This window comes from Bradyrhizobium ontarionense (assembly GCF_021088345.1).
Lineage (GTDB): Bacteria > Pseudomonadota > Alphaproteobacteria > Rhizobiales > Xanthobacteraceae > Bradyrhizobium > Bradyrhizobium ontarionense.
Genome location: NZ_CP088156.1, coordinates 4,874,978 through 4,896,373, shown reverse-complemented (window position 1 = coordinate 4,896,373; position 21,396 = coordinate 4,874,978). Strand labels below are relative to the sequence as shown.

The window sequence follows — 21,396 nt, the reverse complement described above, 5'->3', positions numbered from 1 at the left end:
TTAATGTGCTCCCGTCGTCCGTAGTTCAAGCGATTCAAGCGCGGTGATAGGGGTGCCCTGCCAGGATTGTAGCGGTACGGTAAAGCTGCTCGAGCAGCAGGACGCGGACGATCTGGTGCGGCCAAGTCGCAGCCCCAAACGCAACCCCGAGCTTGGCTCTGCGCCGGAATTCCGGCGAAAGTCCGTCGGTGCCGCCGATCACGAAGACCGTGGCCGGAACGCCCTCGTCACGCCACCGTCCGAGATGACCCGCAAAGGTTGTGCTGTCGACGTTCTGGCCACGCTCGTCGAGACAGACGAGCACGGATCTCTCCGGGATCACGGCAGCGATCGCCGCCGCCTCCTCGGCCATCCGGGTCACGGCGTCGCGCGCGCGGCTTTCTGGAAGTTCATGGATATCGAGGCTGCGAAAGCCGAGCTTGCGGCCGAGGTCATCGAAGCGCTCACGGTAGCGCTCCGCAAGCTCTCGCTCGGGACCCTGCTTCAATCGACCGACGGCGACCACGACAACGCGCATCCGCACGCACTAGCACGCGCGCCAGGCGATTCGCAGCGATTGCCGCCTCGTGCCTACACCGTCTTCGCCGGCTTCGGCCCTTGCGTCCACAACCGTTCGAGGTTGTAGAACTCGCGGACCTCGGGTCTGAACACGTGCACGATCACGTCGCCGGAATCGATCAACACCCAGTCGCAATTGGGCAAGCCCTCGACATGGATGGTCTTGATGCCGGCTTCCTTCAGGCCTTTGGCGACGTTTTCCGCGATCGATCCGACGTGCCGGTTCGAGCGGCCCGTGGTGATGACCATGTAGTCGGAATAGGCCGATTTGCCGTGAAGGTCGATGGTGAGCGTCTCCTCCGCCTTCATGTCCTCGAGGCGGGAGAGGATCGTGCGCAGGGTCTTGTCGGCGTCGGGTTGCGCCTGCAAGGCCGCATCTTGGCTCGAAGTCTTACGCGCCGACGTGGCAGTCGTTGACTTGGAAGTCGTTGCCTTTGAAGTCGCTGCCTTGGGCGTCTTGGGCAAGGCCGACTGGGACAATACAGATGTGGTCAGGGACCATTCCTTTCACTGTATCGCAGGCCGAATCCGGACCTGCTGACCATACTAGGCATGTGGGGTTAACGGTTTCAACAATCCAGTACCCCCGGTTGTCCGGTCCGACGTCTCGACCGACCCGTCTCGGACCGTGGCGGGGCAGCAAGTTCCATGCACATCCAATGCCGCCTGGACGCAGCAGCCCGCGCGATGCATCTCAAAACGACTTCCAGCTGCCGTCCGGGTTCCTCAGCCCGGTCGAGGACAGGCTCAATTTGAGGCCGGTCAGGTAGACCCAGGCGGGAGCGGTCCGGTCCGCAAGGCGGCTGGCGTCCGCCTCGGGGATGCGATAGCGGGCCAGCGCCCGTGCCGCAGGTGCGTTCAGAGCGCGGAAGCTGCGGGGCGGACGATCGACGACGGCCATGGGAACCTGGGCCGCGATGTGCTGCCACTTCTGCCAGCGATGGAACTGCGCGAGATTGTCGGCGCCCATGATCCACACGAAGCGCAGGCGGGAGGCGCGCCGGCGCAGATAATCGATCGTGTCGGCAGTGTATCGGGTGCCGATGACGGATTCGAGACAGCTGATCTCGATGCGCGGATCGGCCGCGACTTTGCGGGCCGCCTCCGCGCGTTCGGCAAGCGCATGCAGTTCGCCATTGTTCTTGAGCGGATTTCCCGGCGTCACCAGCCACCACACGCGATCGAGTTGCAGCCGCTTCAGCGCAAACAGGCTGATCGCGCGGTGCGCCTGATGGGGCGGATTGAAGGAGCCGCCGAGCAGGCCGATGCGCATGCCATCGCTGTAGGGCGGCAGCGCCTGGCGGATCGCTTGGCGCGAGGCTGTGGCGTCGGTCACGGCTGCCCCGCTTGCGGCCCGCGCAACTCAACCACGGGGTGCAGCGATCATGGTCGCGTCTGCCCGGTGCCGTGAATCCGGTATTTGAAGCTCGTCAGCTGCTCGACGCCGACCGGGCCGCGTGCATGGAACTTGCCGGTGGCGATGCCGATTTCTGCGCCAAAGCCGAACTCGCCGCCGTCGGCGAACTGGGTCGAGGCATTGTGCAGCACGATTGCCGAGTCGACTTCGTTGAGGAACTTGTCGGCTACGACATTGTCCTCGGTGACGATCGCATCGGTGTGGTGCGAGCCGTGCTCGTGGATGTGGGCGATCGCTCCCGCGACACCGTCGACCACCTTGGCGGCGATGATGGCGTCGAGATATTCGGTGTCCCAGTCCTCGTCGCTGGCCGGCTTCACCCGCGCATCGGCCTCTCGTACGGCCGCATCGCCACGAACCTCGCATCCGGCGCCGATCAGCATGTCGACCAGCGGCTTGATCTTGTCGGCGCTCGCGCGATCGACCAGCAGCGTCTCGGCCGCGCCGCAGACGCCGGTGCGGCGCATCTTGGCGTTCAGCACGATCGCTTTGGCCATTTCCAGATCGGCGGCGCCATCGACATAGACGTGATTGACGCCTTCGAGATGCGCGAACACCGGCACCCGCGCCTCGGCCTCGACGCGGGCGACGAGGCTCTTGCCGCCGCGCGGCACGATCACATCGACGCCGCCGTTCAGGCCGGAGAGCAGCAGGCCGACCGCCGCGCGGTCGCGCGTCGGCACCAGCGTGATCGCGGCGTCCGGCAGGCCTGCTTCGCGCAGTCCATCGACCAGGCATTCATGGATCGCCCGGCAGGAGCGGAACGAGTCCGAGCCGCCGCGTAGGATCACCGCGTTGCCGGACTTCAGGCACAGCACGCCGGCATCGGCCGCCACATTGGGACGGCTTTCGAAGATCACGGCGATGACGCCGAGCGGCACGCGGACGCGCTCGATGGTCATGCCGTTCGGCCGCTGCCAGCTCTCGGTGACGACGCCGACGGGGTCGGCGACGCCACGCACGACCGCGACGCCGTCGGCCATGGCGGCGACCCGGCCGGGCGTCAGGGTGAGGCGGTCGAGGAAGGATGAGGTCATGCCGGCGGCTTTTGCCTCGGCGACGTCCTCGGCGTTGGCCGCGATGATGGCATCGGAACGATCGCGGATCAGCCGCTCCATCGCCTCCAGAGCCTGGTTCTTCTGCTCGGCCGGCGCCAGCGACAGCACGCGCGCGGCGGCGCGCGCCTGCTGCGCGAGGTCGTTCATCAGCACGGGCAGATCGGCGCTGCCGTCGATGGCTTTCAGGGGCGCGGTCATGGGCGTTTCAACCTTGAATTAAGGTGATGTTCTAGCATGGAAAAAGGCCGCTTGCGAAGAGCGAGAGGACCAGGAGATGCGGATCGACGAGCTGCAGGGAAGGGACCCACAGCCCGGCCGGCAGGACATGACGGGGACCGCCATGCTAAACTTGGTCGGTAACGAAAGACTGGGTGCCATGGGAAGCAAAGCCTTTCAGATCGAACTGAGCGCCAAAGAGCAGTCCCTTTTGCAGCGTCAGCTGGAAAAGGGCCATTATGATAACGTCAATGACGTATTTGCCGATGCGCTCCGCGCTTTGGACGAACGTGGGGCGGTCTACGACGATTTCCTACGGAGCAAGGTCAAGGCCTCGCTGGCCAACAAGAAACCCAGCATCCCGGCGGAGACCGTGTTCGAGCGGCTGGAAGCTCGGCACGCGCGTCGTGTGAAAGCCAGCAAGCGTGGCGCATAAGGTCGTCTTTCGTGACGAAGCCAACGCCGAGCTGACTGCTCTTTACGACTACATTGCGGACAACAGCAGCCCAGCCGTAGCGATTGCCTACGTCCGACGGCTACACGACGCCTGTATGGCGCTGGCGCATTTCCCTGAGCGCGGCACCAGACGGGACGATATTCTGAAGGGCCTGCGCACAATCGGTTTCGAACGCCGGGTCACGATTGCCTTTCGCGTCCTCAAGGCGCACGTGGAAATTGTCACGGTGGCGTATGGCGGGCGCAGCTTCGAGAGTGAGCTGAAGCGCAATGACTGATCATCCGACCGGCCCCACCCCCGCCGGGCCGATCACCAGATCGTCGCGATGGATCATCTCGGCGCGGCCGGAGACGCCGAGGATCGTCGCCACGTCCGGCGAGGAGCGGCCCTTGATGCGTTCGGCATCGTCGGCGTCATAGGCCACGAGACCGCGGCCGATCTCATGGGTATCGGGTCCGCGTACGACGACGGCGTCGCCGCGGGCGAACTGGCCGTCGACCCTGATGACACCGGCCGGCAGCAGGCTCTTGCCGGCGCGCAGCGCGTTGACCGCGCCGGCGTCGATCGTCAGCGTCCCCTTCGGCTCCAGCGAGCCCGCGATCCAGCGCTTTCGCGCGGTGACAGGATTGGCGGGCGTCAGGAACCAGGTGCAGCGGCCGCCATCGGCGATCGCCCGCAGCGGGTGCTCGATCTTGCCGGAGGCGATCAGCATGTGGGTGCCGCCTGTCGTTGCGATCTTGGCCGCCTCGATCTTGGTCAGCATGCCGCCGCGCGAGAACTCCGAGGCGGCACTTCCGGCCATCGCCTCGATGTCGGCAGTGATGCTCTCGACCACGGGGATCAGCCGCGCATTCGGATCCTGTGCGGGCGGGGCGGTGTAGAGGCCGTCGATGTCCGACAGCAGCACCAGCAGATCGGCGCTGGCCATGGTCGCCACGCGGGCGGCGAGGCGGTCATTGTCGCCATAGCGGATCTCGGCAGTGGCCACCGTGTCGTTCTCGTTGATGACCGGCACCGCGCGCCACTCCAGCAGCTTGGCGATGGTCGAGCGGGCGTTGAGATAGCGGCGGCGCTCCTCGGTGTCCTGCAGGGTGACCAGGATCTGGCCGGCGCCGATGCCGTGGGCGCCCAGCACCTCCGACCAGGTCCGCGCCAGCGCGATCTGGCCGACCGCGGCGGCCGCCTGGCTCTCCTCCAGCTTCAGCGGCCCGCGCGGCAGCTTCAAGCGGCTGCGGCCGAGCGCGATCGAGCCGGAGGAGACGACGAGCAGCTCGCAGCCGCGGCCGTGCAGCCGCGCGATGTCGGCCGCCAGCGCCGTGAGCCAGGAGGCGCGCACCTCGCCGGCCTCGGAATCGACCAGCAGCGACGAGCCGACCTTGACGACGATGCGGCGGAAATTTTCGAGACGGGGGCTGGCCATGGCGTCAACGGGTCGGTTCAGTCCCGCATCGTGACGACAGGGGCGTGGCTGGCACGCGGTCTGCACGGGAGTGGACTGGGTGGCGATGAGTGCTGGGGAGTTTCGCAAGCCAGCGCCGGCAAAACAAGTACGAGCGCAGGCGTCAGCCTTGCGGCGACGGCGGCGCGGCCCACGGCTCGCTGGCGGCAGCGCTGTCGATCGCGCTCTTCGCCTTGGTGGACACCGGCGACTCGGCGACCAGGTCGGCGAGCTTGCGCAGGGCTTCCTTGACGCCGTCACCGGTTGCACCCGACATCAGCAGCGGCGTCTTCTTGGCGGCGCGCTTCAGCCGGTCCTTCTGCTTCTTCAACTCGTCCGCATCGACGGCATCGATCTTGTTGAGCGCGACGATCTCGAGCTTGTCGGTGAGCAAGCCGCCATAGGCCTCGAGCTCGTGTCGCACGGTCTTGTAGGCCTTGCCGGCGTGCTCGCAGGTGGCGTCGACCAGATGCAGCAGCACGCGGCAGCGCTCGACATGGCCGAGGAAGCGGTCGCCGAGGCCGGCGCCTTCATGCGCGCCTTCGATCAGGCCGGGGATGTCGGCGAGCACGAATTCGCGGCCGTCCGCGTTCACCACGCCGAGCTGCGGATGCAGGGTGGTGAAGGGATAATCGGCGATCTTGGGCTTGGCGGCCGAGACCTTGGACAGGAAGGTCGACTTGCCGGCATTGGGCAGCCCGACCAGGCCGGCATCGGCGATCAGTTTCAGCCGCAGCCAGATCCAGCGTTCCTCACCGGGCTGGCCGGGATTGGCGTTGCGCGGCGTCCGGTTGGTCGGCGACTTGAAGTGCGCATTGCCGAATCCGCCATTGCCGCCTTCGGCGAGCACGAAGGTCTCGCCCAGAGCGGTAAAATCGTGGATCAGGGTTTCCCGGTCCTCATCGAAGATCTGGGTTCCAACGGGCACCTTGAGCGTGATCGACTTGCCGCCGGCGCCGTGGCAGTCCTTGCCCGCGCCATTGCCGCCCTTTTGGGCCTTGAAATGCTGCTGGTACCGGTAGTCGATCAGGGTGTTGAGACCGTCGGCCACCTCGATGATGACGTCGCCGCCGCGGCCGCCATTGCCGCCCGACGGACCGCCGAACTCGATGTACTTCTCCCGCCGGAACGCAACGCAACCGTTGCCGCCGTCGCCGGAGCGGATATAGACCTTGGCTTCATCGAGGAATTTCATGATGGGCCTTACGTAGGCGAGGCAGGGCGTGGCGGCAACCGCGGATTTCGCCGTTTTCGGCCGAAGCCTTAATTTCGAGCGGTATGTCAGCGTTGCGCGAGGGCTGCATAAGGGTTGCACAAGGGTTGCGGCTGAGCCGCGCCACGCGCACGGCGGAACGGCTGGAGCCAAGCCGGACAGCCTGATAAGGCAGCGCCATCATGAGCGTGCTGTCCCGAATCTCCACCCAGAACGATGAACGCGCGGCGCGGCTGGCCGGCATCGGCCTGATGCTGCTGTCGATTGCGATGTTCTCGTTCGGCGACGCGCTGGGCAAGTTCCTGGTCTCGACCTATGCCGTCGGGCAGCTGCTATGGTTGCGCGCCTGTGCGGCGCTGCTGCTGCTGGCGCCGTTCGTCTGGCGCGACCGCACCGCTTTCATGCGCCTGGAGCGGCCGTGGCTGCAGTTCGTCCGGGTGGTCCTGTCGACCTTGGAGGTCGCGGCGTTCTTCCTGGCCACCGTCTATCTGCCGCTCGCCGACGTCATCACCTATTATCTTGCGGGGCCCATCTTCGTCACCGCGCTGTCGGCCATCGTGCTGCGCGAGCATGTCGGCTGGCGGCGCTGGACGGCGATCCTGATCGGCTTCTGCGGCGTGCTGATCGCGCTGCGACCGTCAGCGCAGACCTTCAGCCTGCCGGCGCTGATCGCGCTCGGCGGCAGCTTTTCCTTTGCCGTGCTGATGCTGATCACACGCTCGCTGCGCGCCACGCCCGACATCGTGATGGCGTCATCGCAATTCGTCGGCACCTTCCTGCTCGGCGCTGCCATGGCGCCGTTCGGCTGGGTGACGCCGACGCCCGGCAGCCTGGTGCTGTTCGCCGCCGCCGGTATTATCTCGGTGACGGCGCTGTTCTGCGTCAACCGCTCGCTGAAGCTCGCGCCGGCCTCGGTGGTCGTGCCCTATCAGTACACGATGATCGTGTGGGCGGTGCTGTTCGGCTTCGTCGTGTTCGGCGACGTGCCGCATCCGGCGACCATCATCGGCGCCACCGTCATCATCGGCGCCGGCCTCTACATCTACTTGCGCGAACGCAGCCTGGGCCAGGGGCAAGGCGCGGTGAACCCGCCGGCCTAAGATGCGACCCTCCCTGGAGGGGGAGGGTGATTAGCCCTACCGTCGCCGCCCCGCATTGGCCCAGGCCTTCAGCGAGGCCCAGACGCCGCGGCTCAGGCGGAAGGCGTCGACCGGCGCCGACGAGCCCAGCACCTCGAAGCGATGCAGCTCGACGCCGGTCCACTGGAAGCCGCACTTCTCCAGGATGTTGCGCGAGGCAGGGTTGCTGACCCGCGCATGCGCCAGCAGCCCATCGTCCTCGCTCTCCTCGAAGAAATAATCGATCGCGGCCCGCGCCGCCTCGGTGCCGAAGCCGCGCCCCCAATGATCGACGCCGAGCCAGTAGCCGAGCTCGGCGCGGCCGGGCGCGGGGCGATTGATGCCGACGATGCCGATCGGCGCATCGAGATGCGTGATCAGGAAGGCGGTCTCGCCGGAGTTCTCCGCCAGCGCGCGCACGAAGCGGGCGGCGTCGACGGCGGAATAGGGATGGGGGAGGCGGCGGGTGTTTTCGGCGATGCGGTAATCATCGGCGAGACGGGCAATGGCGGTGACGTCCGCGAAAACAGGCGGACGCAGGGTCAGCCGTTCAGTCTCGAGGACGCAAGGTCTTGCCTCGCGCAAGGTGGGAGTCGTGATGTCCTGCAGCATGTCGGGCTCCATCGACGCTTAGGGATCAGCTGGGGATCAGCGAAAATGAAAAGGGGAGGCCGGTTGTCCCGCCTCCCCTGGAGCCATCTCGCGCTCCGCCGGTTCATCAGGACCCGGCGGACGCATGTTGTTCCACCGTTATTCAGCAGCCTCTGCGGCTACCGGACGCACCGAAATGAACGTGCGGTTGGCGCGGTCATGGAATTCAACGAAACCTTCGACCTTCGCGAAGATGGTGTGATCCGTGCCCATGCCGACATTGAGGCCGGGATGCCAGGTCGTGCCGCGCTGACGCGCGATGATGTTGCCGGGGATCACGCGCTCGCCGCCGAACGCCTTGACGCCGAGACGCTTGCCCTTGGAGTCGCGTCCGTTGCGGGATGAACCGCCTGCCTTTTTATGAGCCATCGCTCGTCTCCGATCTCTAGGATCATCCTTAGCGTGATTCCGCCAAGGGATCATTCACATTTGCCAAAGCGCGGACGAAAAATCCGCGCGCGATGAGATTCAAGCTGGTACGGCGCGCCACGCGCGCCGACACGCTTACTCGGCTGCGTCGGCGGCCGGCGCTTCCGCCTTGACCCTCTTCGGGCGCGGGCCGACGGTCGGCTTGGCGTTGTCGGTCAGGATCTCGGTGATCCGGATCAGCGTCAGCTCGTCCCGGTAGCCGCGCTTGCGGCGCGAATTCTTGCGGCGGCGCTTCTTGAACGAGATCACCTTGGGGCCGCGCTTGTGGTCCAGCACCTCGGCGGCCACGGACGCGCCAGCCACGGCGGGCAGGCCCAGCACCGGGGTGTCGCCACCGACCACCAGCACTTCGTTCAGTTGCACGATCGTACCGGGTTCACCGTCGATCTTGCCAATCTCGAGCACATCATCCGGGGCGACGCGGTATTGCTTGCCGCCGGTTTTGATGACTGCGAACATCGTTTTCATCCTTCGTGTTCGATCCCGGCCTCGAAGCCTGATGGCCCCGGGTCGGCTTCTTGTTCAGTCGTTATGGTTCATGTGGTCCAGCCCGATCGGGGCCGGTCTGCGCGCCCCGATGGCCGAGGCCGTCAGGGATACCCGCAACAGCAAACGGCGCGAGAAACCCGCGCCGGTCGATCGGGGGCTTATAGCCGGCCGGGCCGATGAGTCAAGGGAAGAGGGCGAATAGGGAGCAGCGAATAGCGAGCAGGGGAACGCGACCGGGGCCCGCCGGCCGCACCCTATTCGCTGTTCCCTATTCGCCCTCCCCCCAAGCAACCAACAGTTCCCTCCGTCGTTGTCCTGGCCCAATCGCAAACAGGGCAGGGACCCCATGGCCGACGACGTCATGATCACCACGGGCATCGCCCTCCACGGCGCCGCGCGGCTGCCGTCGGTCGAGATCGACAGCTTCAACATCGAGCTCAAGGACGAGGACGGCTTCCTCGGCGACCGCGCCTCCAAGGGTGCCTTCCGCAAGATCCTGGAACGCAGGCGCAAACCCTTGCGCAAATCGGGCGAGGACCCGTTCGGCGACGAGGACAGCGAGACCATCAGCAAGAAGGTGCTGGATGCCATTCTGGTTGGCGACGACACCGAGGCATCGGCGGTGGTGCATTCGGCGATCGAGGAATTTGCCCAGGAGCTCGCCTACGTCACCCGGCGCTTCCTCGGCACCAAGGCCTGGGCCAAGACCGAATGCATCGTGGTCGGCGGCGGCTTTCGCGATTCCCGGCTCGGCGAGCTCGCCATCGCCCGTACCGAGATCATCTTGAAAGACGAGGGTTTTGCCGTCGAGCTGGAGCCGATCCGTTATCACCCCGACGATGCCGGGCTGATCGGTGCGCTGCATCTGGCGCCATCCTGGATCTTCGAGGCGCATGACAGCATCCTCGCCGTCGATATCGGCGGCACCAACATCCGCTGCGGCGTCGTCGAGACCGCCCGGAAGAAGGCGCCGGATCTCTCCAAGGCCTCGGTCTGGAAGTCCGATCTGTGGCGGCATGCCGATGACGAGCCGACGCGGGAAGGGGCGGTCAAGCGGCTCGCCAAGATGCTGAAGGGGCTGATCGAGGAGGCCGACACCGAGGGCCTGCGGCTCGCCCCCTTCATCGGCATCGCCTGTCCAGGCGTCATCAACGCGGACGGCTCGATCGAGAAAGGCGCGCAGAACCTGCCGGGCAATTGGGAGAGCAGCAAGTTCAACCTGCCGGCCAGCCTGGTCGAGGCGATCCCGGTGATCGGCGAGCACGACACCGCGGTGCTGATGCACAATGACGGCGTCGTGCAGGGCCTCTCCGAGGTGCCGTTCATGCAGGAGTTCGAGCGCTGGGGCGTGCTGACCATCGGCACCGGGCTCGGCAATGCCCGCTTCACCAATCGCCGCCGGGACAATGGCCGCAAGGACAACACGGCGGACGACAAGAAGGCGACCAAGAAGAAGGCCAAGGCCTAGCGCTGGAACCGGTCAGCAGCGCCACCCAGCGGATCGGCCTCTCCCAGGGGCGCGACCGGCATGCTGCAAAGCAGCATGGTTGTGGCCGCCCAGCACCGCCCGATCCCGGAAGTAGGAAATCGATGCACAACCAAAAGGATAGCGGGGAGCCCGGTAACCTTGACTGGTTAGGTTAAGAAACGGTTTGCGTTGCGATGCACGCGCTGATGCCGCAGGGTCGACCCGTCGCTCAGGCCGGCCGGATTGACCCCCGTCTCTTCCGTCGGTTTCCCCAAGATGTAGCGACACGGGACCGCCGGCATGTGTCAGCGTACGGCGGTCCCACCTTTTTCTTTCCCCGCCCTCTCGTCGCCCTGCCGAGCGCCTCCGCCGGCGTCGCACCTCCTCAATCCAGCCACGGAATTGTCCCTCCGCTGCTCCTGTCTATTTACAAACCGTCTGGTCGGTTTTATAAGTCAACATCCCAATTGGGGTGGGATTTTGACGGCGCGATCTCGCGCCGAACGGAGTGTGAGGACATGACGATCAGACGCGCGAGATATCCGATGGCCATGGCGGTGGCCGCGCTGGCCTGCGGCGGGGCGCAGGCGGCGGACCTGGCGGCGACGACATACAAGGCGCCGGCCTACGCGGCTGCGCCGGCCCCGTTTTCCTGGACCGGCTTCTATGCCGGCGCCAATGTCGGCGGCGCCTTCACCGGCAAAGATGCGTTCACGAACGTTGCCGGTGCCAACGGCGGCAAGCTGTCCGGCGTGATCGGCGGTCTGCAGGCGGGCTACAACTACCAGATCTCGCCGATGTTCGTGGTCGGCATCGAGAACGACATCGAATTCGCCGGCCTGTCGCGCAAGGGCGACCTCGTCAATCCGGCCGTCAGCGTGCCGTGGCTCACGTCCGGCCGCGCGCGGGCCGGCATCGCGGTGCTCGATTCCCGCCTGTGGCTGTACGGCACGGCAGGCCTCGCTGCCGGCGAATTGAAGGACGGACCGATCCACAAGATGAAGATGGGCTGGACCGCCGGCGGCGGCGCCGAATGGGCGTTCCAGCCGAAATGGTCGGCCAAGCTCGAATATCTCTACACCGACCTCAAGCACGACAATCTGCCGGACTGGCGGGCGGCCAAGATCCACGCGGTGCGGGTCGGCTTGAACTACCATTTCGACCTGTTCCGCTGACGAGGGCACGACGTGTCGAGCTCTTCGAAGGGCCCGCGTCAATCCGGGTCCCGGAAGAGCGGCGGTTCGGCGGTCCCGTCGTCGAACCGCCGCGTGCGGTCCGCTTCCCCCAGCGGACCGCACGCGGGAAAAATTCGGCCGGCTGCCTTGTCACTCCCACCGCCGTGCCCTAGAACGGCGCCCAACCACGGGGGCACCGCTCCTGATTTGCGCCCGGAGAGGTGGCAGAGTGGTTGAATGCACCGCACTCGAAATGCGGCATAGGTGCAAGCCTATCGGGGGTTCGAATCCCTCCCTCTCCGCCACTCGATCCGCCCGGTGCCCATCGGTCGGGTTTTCTCAGGGCTGCGATCGGTGGACCAGACGTTCAATCCTGCCGCGCTGGACAAGCTGAAGCTCCGCATTCAGGCGTTGCGCGCCAAGACCATCGCCAATGGCTGCACCGAGGACGAGGCGCTGTCCGCCGCCGCCAAGGTCGCCGAGCTGCTTGATCGGCACGATCTGTCGCTCTCCGACGTCGAGCTGCGCGAGGCGCCGTGTGACCGGAAGGTCTACGAGACCCATCGCAAGAAGCGAATTCCGCTCGACGATTGCATCGGCGCGATCGCGCATTTCTGCGATTGCCGGGTCTGGCGCGAGAAGACTGCCGCCGGCGAGCACCGCTATGTGTTCTTCGGTCTCGGCGCCGATATCGAGGTGGCGCATTATCTGGCCGAATTGATCGACAACGCGGTGCGCGCCGAGCTCGGCCGCTTCAAGACCTCCGCGGACTACGGCCGGTTCCGGCACCAGGAGCGGCATCTGGCCAATGCGTCCTTTGCGCTGGGCATGGTGGCCTCGATCGCGGACCGGCTGGTGGCGATCAAGGCCGGCCGCGACCAGGTCAACGAAACCACCGGCCGCGGGCTGGTCGTCCTCAAAACCTCGGTGGTTGACGCCGAGTTCGCCAAGCTCGACCTGAAGCTGCGGTCTCAGCGCAGCACCAGCCGCATGGTGTCGACGACCGCCTATGAGGCCGGCGGCGCCGCCGGAGCAACGCTGGCCATCAATCCCGGCCTCAGTGGCGCGCCGCCGCGGAGCGGTCGCGAAGGCGGGTGATCACACCCCGGAGCAGGCGCAGGTTCGCTCGGAGCTATGGAGCTCGATGACGGTTCAGCCGGCGGACGGCGTTAGGCGCCGATGTCGGCCGACGTACTAATAAAAATGCGGCGCGATCGCACTTCCCGCGGCGCGAGCGGCCCTGGCCCGGCTGGGGCTGATGGACCTCGCCGTGCCGGGCGCGGCGTCAGGCCAAGCAAGCGCCGCTGGGCGTCGGCACCAATGAGCCGTCGCTGACATGGGCCGGCCGCCTCGCTCGCAGGCGTTGCAGCATGGATTTCCATTTCAAGTTGACAAGTTTTGGGTCATACTACCGTTCAAGGCTGCGTTTCCAGGCCTTTGATACTTCCATCCGCCATTGACGAATTTCGCAAACAAACACCACCAAAACTCTGATTTCGGGCAGTTGAATTTCATTTCGAGGATGGATGCGCGGCGCGATCGATCGGGTTTTTCCGATCGGCTGCACCGGTCGCCGACCTGAACGACACCCAACCTGAACGACCCCCAACCTGAACGACCCCAACCTGAACGACCCCAACCTGAATGACGCTCGACCCGAACGACATGGAGAGGTCCAGATGTGCAGCCTGCCGCGCCCGTGCCGACTGCTGCTTTCGCTGATTGTCCTTGCGGGGCCGATGGCCGCATTGCCCGCCGGTGCCCAGAGCGGGGATCGATCACCTCCCGCCGAAGCGTTCCTCGTGCGCCAGGACACTTCGGATTGCACCAATTCCGATGTGAAGGCCGACGATCCCGCGCGGATCGGCGGCACGGTTCAGGTGACGCGGCAGGCCGATGGCAAATTGCAAGTGAAAGTTGCAATCACTGCGGCGCCGGACACCGCCTATCATTTCTTTCTGAAGTGCGTGAGATCGCTCGGCGACATCAAGACCGAGGATGAAGGTCAGGGAAGGGCCGAATTCGAGTTCGCGGCCGACGGCGCGCCGCCGGTCCTGGCTTTCGACATGTATCCGGAAGGTGCGCCTCCCGGCCAGAAATTCCAGAGCACGCCGGTCAAGCTGCCTTGACCACTCCTGTGGTTCTTTTCGATTGGTTCACTTCCATCAAGCGCGAGGATATGCCGTGAAGACAGTCCGTGTTGTCATGATGATGGTTTGTGCGATCTGGCTGGCTCTCGGATGGGGCGAGGCCCATGCGCAGGCCACGCGCACGTGGGTCTCGGGCGTCGGCGACGACGCCAACCCCTGCAGCCGGACGGCCCCGTGCAAGACGTTTGCCGGCGCCATCTCGAAGACCGCCGCAGGCGGCGAGATCAACACGCTCGACCCAGGCGGATATGGCGCGGTGACCATTACGAAATCGATCCGCATCGTCGCCGAGTCCGGCGTTGCCGGGGTCCTGGTGTCCGGGACCAACGGCATCGTCGTGGCGGCCGCCGCAGCCGACTCCGTATATCTCGAGGGCCTCGTGTTCGACGGGGTGGCTGCCGCCGGACTTAACGGCATCCTGTTCAACAGCGGCGGCTCGCTGGTCGTGTACAACTGCAAGATCTTCGGCTTCTCACAATGGGGAATCCTGTTCACGCCGACCACGCCCGGCAAGCTTCTGGTCTCCAATTCGCTCGTCACGAACAACGGCAGCTCGGCCACCTTCGGCGGCGTGAAGGTGTTCGGACGCGCCGGCGCCACGACCGTATCCGGCGTGATCGACCGCAGTCTGCTCGCCAACAACGCAAATGGTTTCCTGATCGACGGCACGGGCGGCGGCGGCACCGCCGAAGTGACCGTACGTGACAGCGTGGTGACCGGAAACACCGGCAATGGCATCGCCACCAATTCGGCGGGCGTGGTCTCGTCGGTGGTGTTCGTGGACCGGACGACCTCGTCGCACAATGCAGGCGCCGGGATCGCCGCGACCGGCGTGGCGCAGGCGGCCGCCATTCTCGCCAGCTCGAGCGTCCAGAACAATGGGACGGGTCTGCTCGCGACCGGAGGTCAGATCGGATCGTTCAAGAACAACAACATTTCGTCGAACACCACCGACGGCGCACCCACGGTCATTCTGCCGCAGAACTAGCGCAGCGGATCTAGCATCTGCATGGGAATGCGAATGTCCGCGCCGGGGCATCGGCGGATGGACGTCCGTTGACATGACCGGGCATCGGTTTCGCGCCATCGCCTCCGGTTCGAGGGTGCGCATTTCGATCGGCGGGCATTCAAGGTCAAGCGCATCTTTGCGTCACTTGCTGACGGCGAACGATCTGCCAACCTCCTGCTCACATCGGAGAAGCAGGAGATCTATTATATTGGGCTGACGCTGGTCGCGTTCCGCCGTCTCGCCAGCAAACGAGGGCGACTCCGTGGTCCGCGCCATCGGGGAGGCTGCTGCTGCAGATCGTTGCGTCCCGAACTGCGGTGCTGTTGCCTGCCCGGAAGCTCATCCCGCAAAGACCAAAGACCATCGCTCGCGCGAAACCACGATCTCTCTCGCGGTGCACGCCACCTCAGGGGTCGTTCCGAACCGGGCCGGCTCAACTCTTCGCGCCGGACCCCTTCAAGGCGTTCCAGGCCGCCTGATTGGCTTGGTCGAACGCCTTGCGGGACTCGCTCAAGGCCGTGCTCAGCACCGACCAGGACTCGCTGCCCGTCTGCCGCAGCTTTTCCAGATGAGTTCCAGCCTTGGCCGCGTCGGATTTGAGTTGCGTCAGCACGGCGTCGAGATCGGTGGTCCCGGTCGTCGTCACCTTGCTTGCCGCATCGCGAAACCTGTCGGCCGACTCGCGCCACGCCTTCGCCTGCGCCGCCGCGATGTCCTTGAACGTTGCCTGCTGCTGCTCGACCTGCCTGCCGGCATTGTCGAAATACGCCTTCATCTGGGTTTCGAACCCAGTCCACTGCTTGTCCAACTCGGTCTTCGCGCTGGCCAGTGCGGCTTCGCCGGCGTCCATCTGCGTCTTGAGCAGGGCCTCGAATTCACCGCGCCGCTTCGTCAGATCCGCGATGATCTCGTCGGCCTTGACCTTGGACTCCGCCTTGGCCTCGGTTGCCTTCACCTCGATCGAGGCGAGCGCAGCATCCATCTCGTCGATCCGCTCCTTGGCCCAGTTCAGGTAGAAATGCATGGTGCTCTGCGTCGGCATGGTGCCCTCCGTTGCTAGGCTCGGTTGCAAACCTATGTCGAAACCAATCCGTATAGTTTTGACCTGCATCAAGCCCGGTCCTGCCAGAGGCTCACGTTCCCGTGCGCGATCATCGAGACGAGGAAGAAGGCGGCTGACTCAGCGCTGACTTCCATAGATAGGTCGCTATAGATGGATGCTGATCTGAGCGCGTGGATGTGAGCATGCGAATGTCAATCAAATGACCGGACATCAACTTCGCGCCATCGCCCTGTCATTCCAAGGCACGACGGAGGCGGCGCATTTCGACCGCAGAGCATTCAAGGTGCACCGCATCTTCGCGACCCTGGCCGCGGACGAACAATCCGCCAACCTGCTACTCACGCCGGAGGGGCAGGAATTCTACGTCGGCCTGAAGCCGACCGCCTTCCGCCGCCTGCCCAACAGGTGGGGCGACCAGGGCTGGACCAGCGTCTCGCTTGCGGGTGTCGACGCCGATCTCATGCGCGAGGCGCTCGAGAAGGCGTGGCAGGCAGCCACCCGGTCAACCAAGTCGCGGTCGCGCCGCGACTGAGTTCGGTCGCGGGTCTATTTCGACGAGCCGCCGGTGCAGACCGGCTAAGCTACACCCTGCGCCCGACCATCAGCAGGATGCCGCCGATCTGCGGCAAGAGCGCCAGCAGGATCAGGCGGAGCATGACGAAGTCGTCGGCCGAGGGCTTGACCAGCCCGCGCGACACCCATGCCACCAGCTTGATCGCGGCCTCGGTCTGCGGATCGGCGGTCTGGCTCACGGCGGCCATCGCGGCGTCCAGCGCCTGCCGGCGCTCGGCCACCGCTGCCTCGCGCTCCCTGCAGAACTTGCCGACGCCGCCTTTGCACTCGCGGTCGCGCGCGGTCATGGCATCGGCCAGCGCGGTCTGTGCGGCCTGCACCGCCGGCGTCACGCGCGAGGCGCGCGCCAGGGTCACATCGCTGATGTTGGTCGAGGCGAAGCCGATGCCGGCGGTGACCGCGAACACGAAGGTCATCACCCACACGATCCAGCCGGCCAGTGCCGAGGCGCGATGGCGCCCCTGCCACAGCCGCGCGGCGCAGGTCGGCATCACCAGTGCGACGAGGTCGGCGGTCACGCCGATCGCAAGGAACATCCAGCCGGCCGTGCTGCTCGATCCCAGCGAATGCGCGAACCAGCCGTTCATGGCCATGCCGACGGCGGCCAGCGCGAGGGCGGCCATCTGCAGCAGGATCGACGAGGCCGAGAGACGGGGGCGAACGGCCTTGGCTGGCGCCACTGGCGCGCTCGCCGGGACGATCTCGCCCTCCATCGCGACTGACGTCTCGCGCGGCGCCATCGTGGCCGGCATGGCTGCGGCCGGGATCGCGGCAGCGGCTGCGCTCGCCGCCGCCTCCGTGCGCGAAGGATCGGCGACGAACGGCGTCTTCGACGGCTCGTTCACGTACTCCAGGAAGTCCGGCATGATCAGCGTCTCGGAGCCGAGCATCTCGTCGTCCAGCGCCGCCTTCGCTTTCTTCGGCCTCGGGCGCGGGCGCGGTTTCACGACGGGCGCGCGCTTCGGGCGCGACTTGGCCGTTTTCGGCTGCTGCCAGGGAATGATCGATGCGATTACGGACTCATCAGCCATCGGGGCTGCTCCAATCGGTCGTGATGGGCACGAAGCTGCGTTTGCACGCACGCGCATCGCGCCGGCATCAGGTGGACATATGATCGGGAATCGAGCCCTCGGCCCGCCTTGAGCGGACCTGTCGTTCTTGCGGCCTGGCTGGCGTCGCGCGAAGAATTCGTCGGCATCTTCCGCGCCCTGATCCGCTGATGATGCGGTAGGCTTGCGGTCACGGAGCGCCACGTAATGAGGCGGCGTCCGGAAGGTTCTGGTCCGCGCGGGGCCGGGCCAGTCAGCCGTGCGCCCAACACCCTTGTTCTTAACCAATGGTTAACACGGATTCGCCGGTTTCGAAACCGCGCGACGCGTGTAGCGCCAACAGCAGCTGTGAAGAGTGGTGACCTGCGTCTTTGGAGTCACAACCGGCGCGTGAGCGGCACTGCCAGGATTGAGACAACGCGCAGTGATCGCAAGGGGTGTGCGATAGTCGAACGTGGCGTGTTTGGACTACCAAAAAGCTGCGCCGAACCAGGCTCGCGCAAGCGTCCTGCGCCTAACGCGGCACCAGCATCGGCGTGGCTCCACTCAGGGAGAAGCGCTGATTGGCAGTCGTCAGCACCAGCACCAATCCGGCGAAGTCGAAGCTCACGGCGACGCCGTTTGCCTGCTTGAACTCTGGAAGCGGGATTAATTCGGCGCGGTCACCCGGGCCGACCTGATACGGGCCGTCATGTCCCACCGCGAGCAGATCCTCACCCGTCCGCTGCAGCCCGAAGAAGGCCGTCGTGTACGTCGGGAATACCGCTTGACGGTTCTCGATGTGGTGGGTGTAGAGCAGGCGGACCGCGTTGTCGCACACTTCCACAATGCGTCCGTGCGGGAGCATGTGGATCAGGCCGACCGCCACGGCGATGCAGTCCGGCTTCCAAGGGATGGTTGCGATGCCGTTGACCGGATCGCACGCCGGGTTCAGGTTGCCGCCGCACAGGTCGCCGTCGATATCGGATACGATACCGGTCATCCGATCGATCTGCTGCAGCCCGCCGCCCCACTCTCCGCCATTGTAGCCGACGAAGGCATGTTTCGGCGTGATCAGGACGGCGCGGACCGGCCAACCCTTCAACGGCTTTGGGCGGGCGAGCAGCGGAGTAGACGATGGCGAGGTGGGAGCCGCCTCCCATGGTCTACCTTCGGTGAGATCGATCATCCCGCTGTCCGTCATCAGCCAGGACCCCCCGGCCCTGAAATGCTCGCCCTCCTTCAACGGTTTTGGGCGGGCGAGCATTGGACTGGAGGACGGCAAGGTGAGAGCCGTCTCCGATTGTCCACCGCTGGAGAGATCGATCATCCTGCTGTCCGTCAGCAAGATGGTCGACGTCGCGGCCACGAACTGCTCGCCTCTCGTTGCAACATCGGCCACCGTCTCCCAATCGTCACCAACCCGCCGGCGCACCGTCCATCGCTCGACAGGAGTCCAGCGCGAGCAGGTCTCCTGCGGGCAGGTCACGATGACCGCACGTCCATCCTGTACGAACAGCTCGATCACCCGATCCGGCGTGGCCACGTCGATCCGCTCGCCGTCTTCCGGCATGCTCGACAGCCGGCCTCCACTGTCGAGCAGCCAGAGCCGTCCCTCGGCAAAGACGGCGCGCTGGATCGGCGCATCCTGCCTAGCGCGGGTCTGCTCGGCTGCAGAGGCGTGCCGGACGAACAGAATGACGAGCGCGAACGAAACCAAGGCGAGTCGCCTGGCGATCATGATCAAGATGCGAGACCTCGCCTGGTCAGGTCGGAACCAACGATCGATACGATCAATTTGCGGCGGCGGGAAGCCGTCCGGTGCCGTGACGCAGAATGGTGTGATCAGATGCAGACCGCACATCGAGGCGCAGCCGTTTGCCTTGATTTCCATCGCCGGCCATCGATGCTAGCGTCACCGCATGCAATGTCCCTGCGGTTCTGGCCTCCCCTTTGATCGCTGCTGCGGTCCTTATCTCAGCGGCGAGGCATCGCCACCGACGGCCGAAGCCCTGATGCGCTCGCGCTACACGGCCTACACACGCGGCGACATCGGCTACGTCGAAGGCACGCTCGCCGCCGACCGGCGCAGTGCGTTCGATGCCGCCGCGGCAAAGAACTGGGCCACCCGCGCCACCTGGCTCGGCCTGCGCATCGTCTCGACCACGCGCGGCCAGGCAGGCGATGCCGATGGCGTCGTTAGCTTCGTCGCGACCTATCGCGAGGCCGGCAAGACCATCGAGCATCACGAGGTCTCGCAGTTTCGCCGCGACGACGGCGCCTGGCGCTTCGTCGAGGGGGATACGCGGGCCGTGGTCACGGAGCAGACGCGAGCGGCGGGCGCGGCGAAGGTCGGCCGCAATGATCCCTGCCCGTGCGGCAGCGGCAGGAAATACAAATTCTGCTGCGGGCGGTAAGACCGCCTGAGATTTATCTTGCTTTTTTTCCGAAATAATGGCTGTATTCGCACATCCCGTCCTCATGCAGAGCAACTGTGCTGAGAGGTAGGCCGGCGAACGGCCGGCCTCAAGGCTGGCGCGAGACGCGCCCCCGCCTTCGGCGGCTGAAGGCCTTGACCCCGTCCGCTCGCCGTCCTGAGGACTTGGCATGCGCTCGGTCGTGGACCGAGCGCGGTAGAGCGCTCGATCAGCTCACCGCGGTCCGTAGCGGCTTGGGATTCCACCTCTCACCGCGAGCGATCATCGTGTTGAGGATGATGATCAGCTTGCGCATGCATGCGATGAGCGCCACTTTTGGCTCCTTGCCCTTGGCGATGAGGCGCTCATAGTAGGCGCTGAGCACCGGATTGTGTTGCGTCGCTGCGCCGAGGCAGGGAAGGAACAGGCCGTTTCTCACCCAACGTCGTCCGCCCTTGATGTGACGCTCGCCGCGGCGCTTGCCGCTGTCGTCGTCATAAGGGGCAACGCCGATCAGGGCAGCGGCGATCCTGTCACTCACCTTGCCGAGCTCCGGCGCTCCTGCAATGAGAAGCGCGGAGGTCGTGCCGGCAAGCCCCGGCACACTTTCGATGATCTTGGCGCGCTCGGCAAATTCCGGTGTCGCCTTGACCTTGGCGGAGATCGCAGCCTCGAGCTTTGCAATCTGGGCCGCGAGCATCTTCAACACCTGGGAATGGGCCTTCTGCGCCAATCCCGGTACAACATGCTCGTTCTGGTTCTGCAAACGGGTTTTCAGATCCATCAGGTTCTTGCGCGCTTTCACCAGCCCCGCCAGTTCCTCGCGTGCAGCATCGTAGGTCTGGCTCGGTGCCTCGTCGAACGTCTCGGCGAACCAGGCGATCATCTCTGCGTCGATCGTATCGTTCTTCGCCAGTCGACCCGCCGACAAGGCGAAGCTGCGAACCCGTTTGGGATCAACGATCCGCACCTCTATCCCCGCCTCGCGCAGCGCCTTGGCCCATTCGCGCTCATAGCCGCCGCTGGCCTCCATGACGGCCTTTGTCACCTTGTGCTTGCGAAGCAAGGCCATGAGCTGGCGGTGCCCGTGCGAACTGCTCGGGAACGTCTGCCGTAAGCCGAGCTTGCGAATGCAGCCGTCGACCTTGTCCTTGGCGACATCGATGCCAGCGACACCGTTTACGATTTGTGTCATCATCCACTCCCTTCCTTGCCTTGTATGGGCTCGAAGCCCTTGCAACTGTTCGGGTTGAGGAAGATCACCGGAGCTGTCCCTCGCTCTGATACAGGCTCTGCCGCGTTTGGGGCGTAACGGGCTCAGATCCAGCGACGGGCGGTTTTGCGAGAACCGCCCGTTCGCGCATTCTGGCAGACTTTCTGAACACAAGGGGCGTACGCGTCGTCACGATACGTAGAGGCGGGGAGCGGTGGCCGCGGGCCTGCCAGGTGCTTTGTGCACGACGACTGGC

General features: G+C 65.4%; 23 protein-coding genes and 1 tRNA gene. 11 read left to right on the top strand and 13 right to left on the bottom strand.

The genetic code is table 11. The annotated features are described in order from the left end of the window. Positions 1–34: 34 nt before the first annotated feature. The 4 genes from rlmH to LQG66_RS21555 form a co-directional block, all read right to left on the bottom strand. Positions 35–517: a 23S rRNA (pseudouridine(1915)-N(3))-methyltransferase RlmH gene (gene rlmH, locus LQG66_RS21570; protein WP_231327882.1), complete on the bottom strand. Its 483-nt coding sequence runs from the start codon at positions 515–517 to the stop codon at positions 35–37. Positions 518–570: 53 nt separating this feature from the next. After that, positions 571–927 carry a ribosome silencing factor gene (gene rsfS / locus LQG66_RS21565; RefSeq protein ID WP_231317693.1) on the bottom strand — a complete coding sequence of 119 codons (357 nt, stop codon included), beginning with the start codon at positions 925–927 and terminating at the stop codon, positions 571–573. A 325-nt stretch (positions 928–1,252) separates the two neighbouring features. Then, complete coding sequence (locus LQG66_RS21560; RefSeq protein ID WP_256460636.1) at positions 1,253–1,864, bottom strand: nicotinate-nucleotide adenylyltransferase; 612 nt, start codon at positions 1,862–1,864, stop codon at positions 1,253–1,255. Positions 1,865–1,941: 77 nt separating this feature from the next. Next, positions 1,942–3,231, bottom strand: a complete 1,290-nt coding sequence (locus tag LQG66_RS21555) for a glutamate-5-semialdehyde dehydrogenase (RefSeq protein ID WP_231317692.1) — start codon at positions 3,229–3,231, stop codon at positions 1,942–1,944. 76 nt (positions 3,232–3,307) lie between these two features. Here LQG66_RS21555 and LQG66_RS21550 point away from each other — a divergent pair, with 76 nt between their 5' ends. Together LQG66_RS21550 and LQG66_RS21545 are read left to right on the top strand one after the other, a co-directional pair. Beyond that, complete coding sequence (locus LQG66_RS21550; protein WP_231317691.1) at positions 3,308–3,685, top strand: ribbon-helix-helix domain-containing protein; 378 nt, start codon at positions 3,308–3,310, stop codon at positions 3,683–3,685. Continuing rightward, positions 3,675–3,983, top strand: coding sequence for a type II toxin-antitoxin system RelE/ParE family toxin (locus tag LQG66_RS21545; RefSeq protein WP_231317690.1), 309 nt, complete (start codon positions 3,675–3,677; stop codon positions 3,981–3,983). The genes LQG66_RS21550 and LQG66_RS21545 overlap by 11 nt, the downstream gene beginning before the upstream one ends. On the opposite strand, the gene proB is transcribed toward LQG66_RS21545, so the two are convergent. Next, positions 3,984–5,126 carry a glutamate 5-kinase gene (gene proB / locus LQG66_RS21540; protein ID WP_231317689.1) on the bottom strand — a complete coding sequence of 381 codons (1,143 nt, stop codon included), beginning with the start codon at positions 5,124–5,126 and terminating at the stop codon, positions 3,984–3,986. A 142-nt stretch (positions 5,127–5,268) separates the two neighbouring features. Then, positions 5,269–6,339 carry a GTPase ObgE gene (obgE, locus tag LQG66_RS21535; RefSeq protein WP_231317688.1) on the bottom strand — a complete coding sequence of 357 codons (1,071 nt, stop codon included), beginning with the start codon at positions 6,337–6,339 and terminating at the stop codon, positions 5,269–5,271. 200 nt (positions 6,340–6,539) lie between these two features. On the opposite strand from obgE, the gene LQG66_RS21530 reads away from it, so the two are divergent. Next, a complete protein-coding gene (locus LQG66_RS21530) occupies positions 6,540–7,457 on the top strand; it encodes a DMT family transporter (RefSeq protein ID WP_231317687.1) in 918 nt (305 codons plus the stop codon). Positions 7,458–7,493: 36 nt separating this feature from the next. Here LQG66_RS21530 and LQG66_RS21525 read toward each other — a convergent pair whose 3' ends face one another. The 3 genes from LQG66_RS21525 to rplU form a co-directional block, all read right to left on the bottom strand. Continuing rightward, a complete protein-coding gene (locus LQG66_RS21525; protein ID WP_231317686.1) occupies positions 7,494–8,087 on the bottom strand; it encodes a GNAT family N-acetyltransferase in 594 nt (197 codons plus the stop codon). 138 nt (positions 8,088–8,225) lie between these two features. Continuing rightward, positions 8,226–8,495, bottom strand: coding sequence for a 50S ribosomal protein L27 (gene rpmA, locus LQG66_RS21520; protein WP_231317685.1), 270 nt, complete (start codon positions 8,493–8,495; stop codon positions 8,226–8,228). A 135-nt stretch (positions 8,496–8,630) separates the two neighbouring features. Continuing rightward, positions 8,631–9,014, bottom strand: coding sequence for a 50S ribosomal protein L21 (gene rplU / locus LQG66_RS21515; RefSeq protein WP_231317684.1), 384 nt, complete (start codon positions 9,012–9,014; stop codon positions 8,631–8,633). 376 nt (positions 9,015–9,390) lie between these two features. On the opposite strand from rplU, the gene LQG66_RS21510 reads away from it, so the two are divergent. From LQG66_RS21510 to LQG66_RS21485, 6 genes are all read left to right on the top strand, one after another. After that, positions 9,391–10,512: an ROK family protein gene (locus tag LQG66_RS21510; protein WP_231317683.1), complete on the top strand. Its 1,122-nt coding sequence runs from the start codon at positions 9,391–9,393 to the stop codon at positions 10,510–10,512. A gap of 518 nt (positions 10,513–11,030) precedes the next feature. Continuing rightward, positions 11,031–11,687: an outer membrane protein gene (locus LQG66_RS21505; RefSeq protein ID WP_231317682.1), complete on the top strand. Its 657-nt coding sequence runs from the start codon at positions 11,031–11,033 to the stop codon at positions 11,685–11,687. 215 nt (positions 11,688–11,902) lie between these two features. Further along, a tRNA-Ser gene (locus tag LQG66_RS21500) sits at positions 11,903–11,992 on the top strand. 49 nt (positions 11,993–12,041) lie between these two features. After that, a complete protein-coding gene (locus tag LQG66_RS21495) occupies positions 12,042–12,785 on the top strand; it encodes a DUF7168 domain-containing protein (RefSeq protein WP_231317681.1) in 744 nt (247 codons plus the stop codon). Between the two features lie 704 nt (positions 12,786–13,489). Beyond that, the gene (locus tag LQG66_RS21490) at positions 13,490–13,816 is read left to right on the top strand and encodes a hypothetical protein (RefSeq protein WP_231317680.1); all 327 of its coding nucleotides are present in this window, start codon (positions 13,490–13,492) and stop codon (positions 13,814–13,816) included. Positions 13,817–13,871: 55 nt separating this feature from the next. Continuing rightward, on the top strand, positions 13,872–14,825 hold the full coding sequence (locus LQG66_RS21485) for a right-handed parallel beta-helix repeat-containing protein (protein ID WP_231317679.1): 954 nt from the start codon (positions 13,872–13,874) through the stop codon (positions 14,823–14,825). Between the two features lie 454 nt (positions 14,826–15,279). On the opposite strand, the gene LQG66_RS21480 is transcribed toward LQG66_RS21485, so the two are convergent. Continuing rightward, the gene (locus LQG66_RS21480) at positions 15,280–15,888 is read right to left on the bottom strand and encodes a sll1863 family stress response protein (protein ID WP_231317678.1); all 609 of its coding nucleotides are present in this window, start codon (positions 15,886–15,888) and stop codon (positions 15,280–15,282) included. 220 nt (positions 15,889–16,108) lie between these two features. Between LQG66_RS21480 and LQG66_RS21475 the strand changes: the two genes are divergently transcribed. Beyond that, positions 16,109–16,441 carry an MmcQ/YjbR family DNA-binding protein gene (locus LQG66_RS21475; protein WP_231317677.1) on the top strand — a complete coding sequence of 111 codons (333 nt, stop codon included), beginning with the start codon at positions 16,109–16,111 and terminating at the stop codon, positions 16,439–16,441. A 49-nt stretch (positions 16,442–16,490) separates the two neighbouring features. Here LQG66_RS21475 and LQG66_RS21470 read toward each other — a convergent pair whose 3' ends face one another. Both LQG66_RS21470 and LQG66_RS21465 read right to left on the bottom strand, forming a co-directional pair. Next, positions 16,491–17,513 carry a hypothetical protein gene (locus LQG66_RS21470; protein WP_231317676.1) on the bottom strand — a complete coding sequence of 341 codons (1,023 nt, stop codon included), beginning with the start codon at positions 17,511–17,513 and terminating at the stop codon, positions 16,491–16,493. A 532-nt stretch (positions 17,514–18,045) separates the two neighbouring features. Next, positions 18,046–19,251 carry a hypothetical protein gene (locus LQG66_RS21465; protein WP_231317675.1) on the bottom strand — a complete coding sequence of 402 codons (1,206 nt, stop codon included), beginning with the start codon at positions 19,249–19,251 and terminating at the stop codon, positions 18,046–18,048. A 181-nt stretch (positions 19,252–19,432) separates the two neighbouring features. Between LQG66_RS21465 and LQG66_RS21460 the strand changes: the two genes are divergently transcribed. Continuing rightward, complete coding sequence (locus LQG66_RS21460; RefSeq protein WP_231317674.1) at positions 19,433–19,927, top strand: YchJ family protein; 495 nt, start codon at positions 19,433–19,435, stop codon at positions 19,925–19,927. Between the two features lie 229 nt (positions 19,928–20,156). Here the strand turns inward: LQG66_RS21460 and LQG66_RS21455 are convergent, their stop codons facing one another. Beyond that, positions 20,157–21,122 carry an IS110 family RNA-guided transposase gene (locus LQG66_RS21455; protein WP_231317673.1) on the bottom strand — a complete coding sequence of 322 codons (966 nt, stop codon included), beginning with the start codon at positions 21,120–21,122 and terminating at the stop codon, positions 20,157–20,159. Positions 21,123–21,396 lie beyond the last annotated feature (274 nt).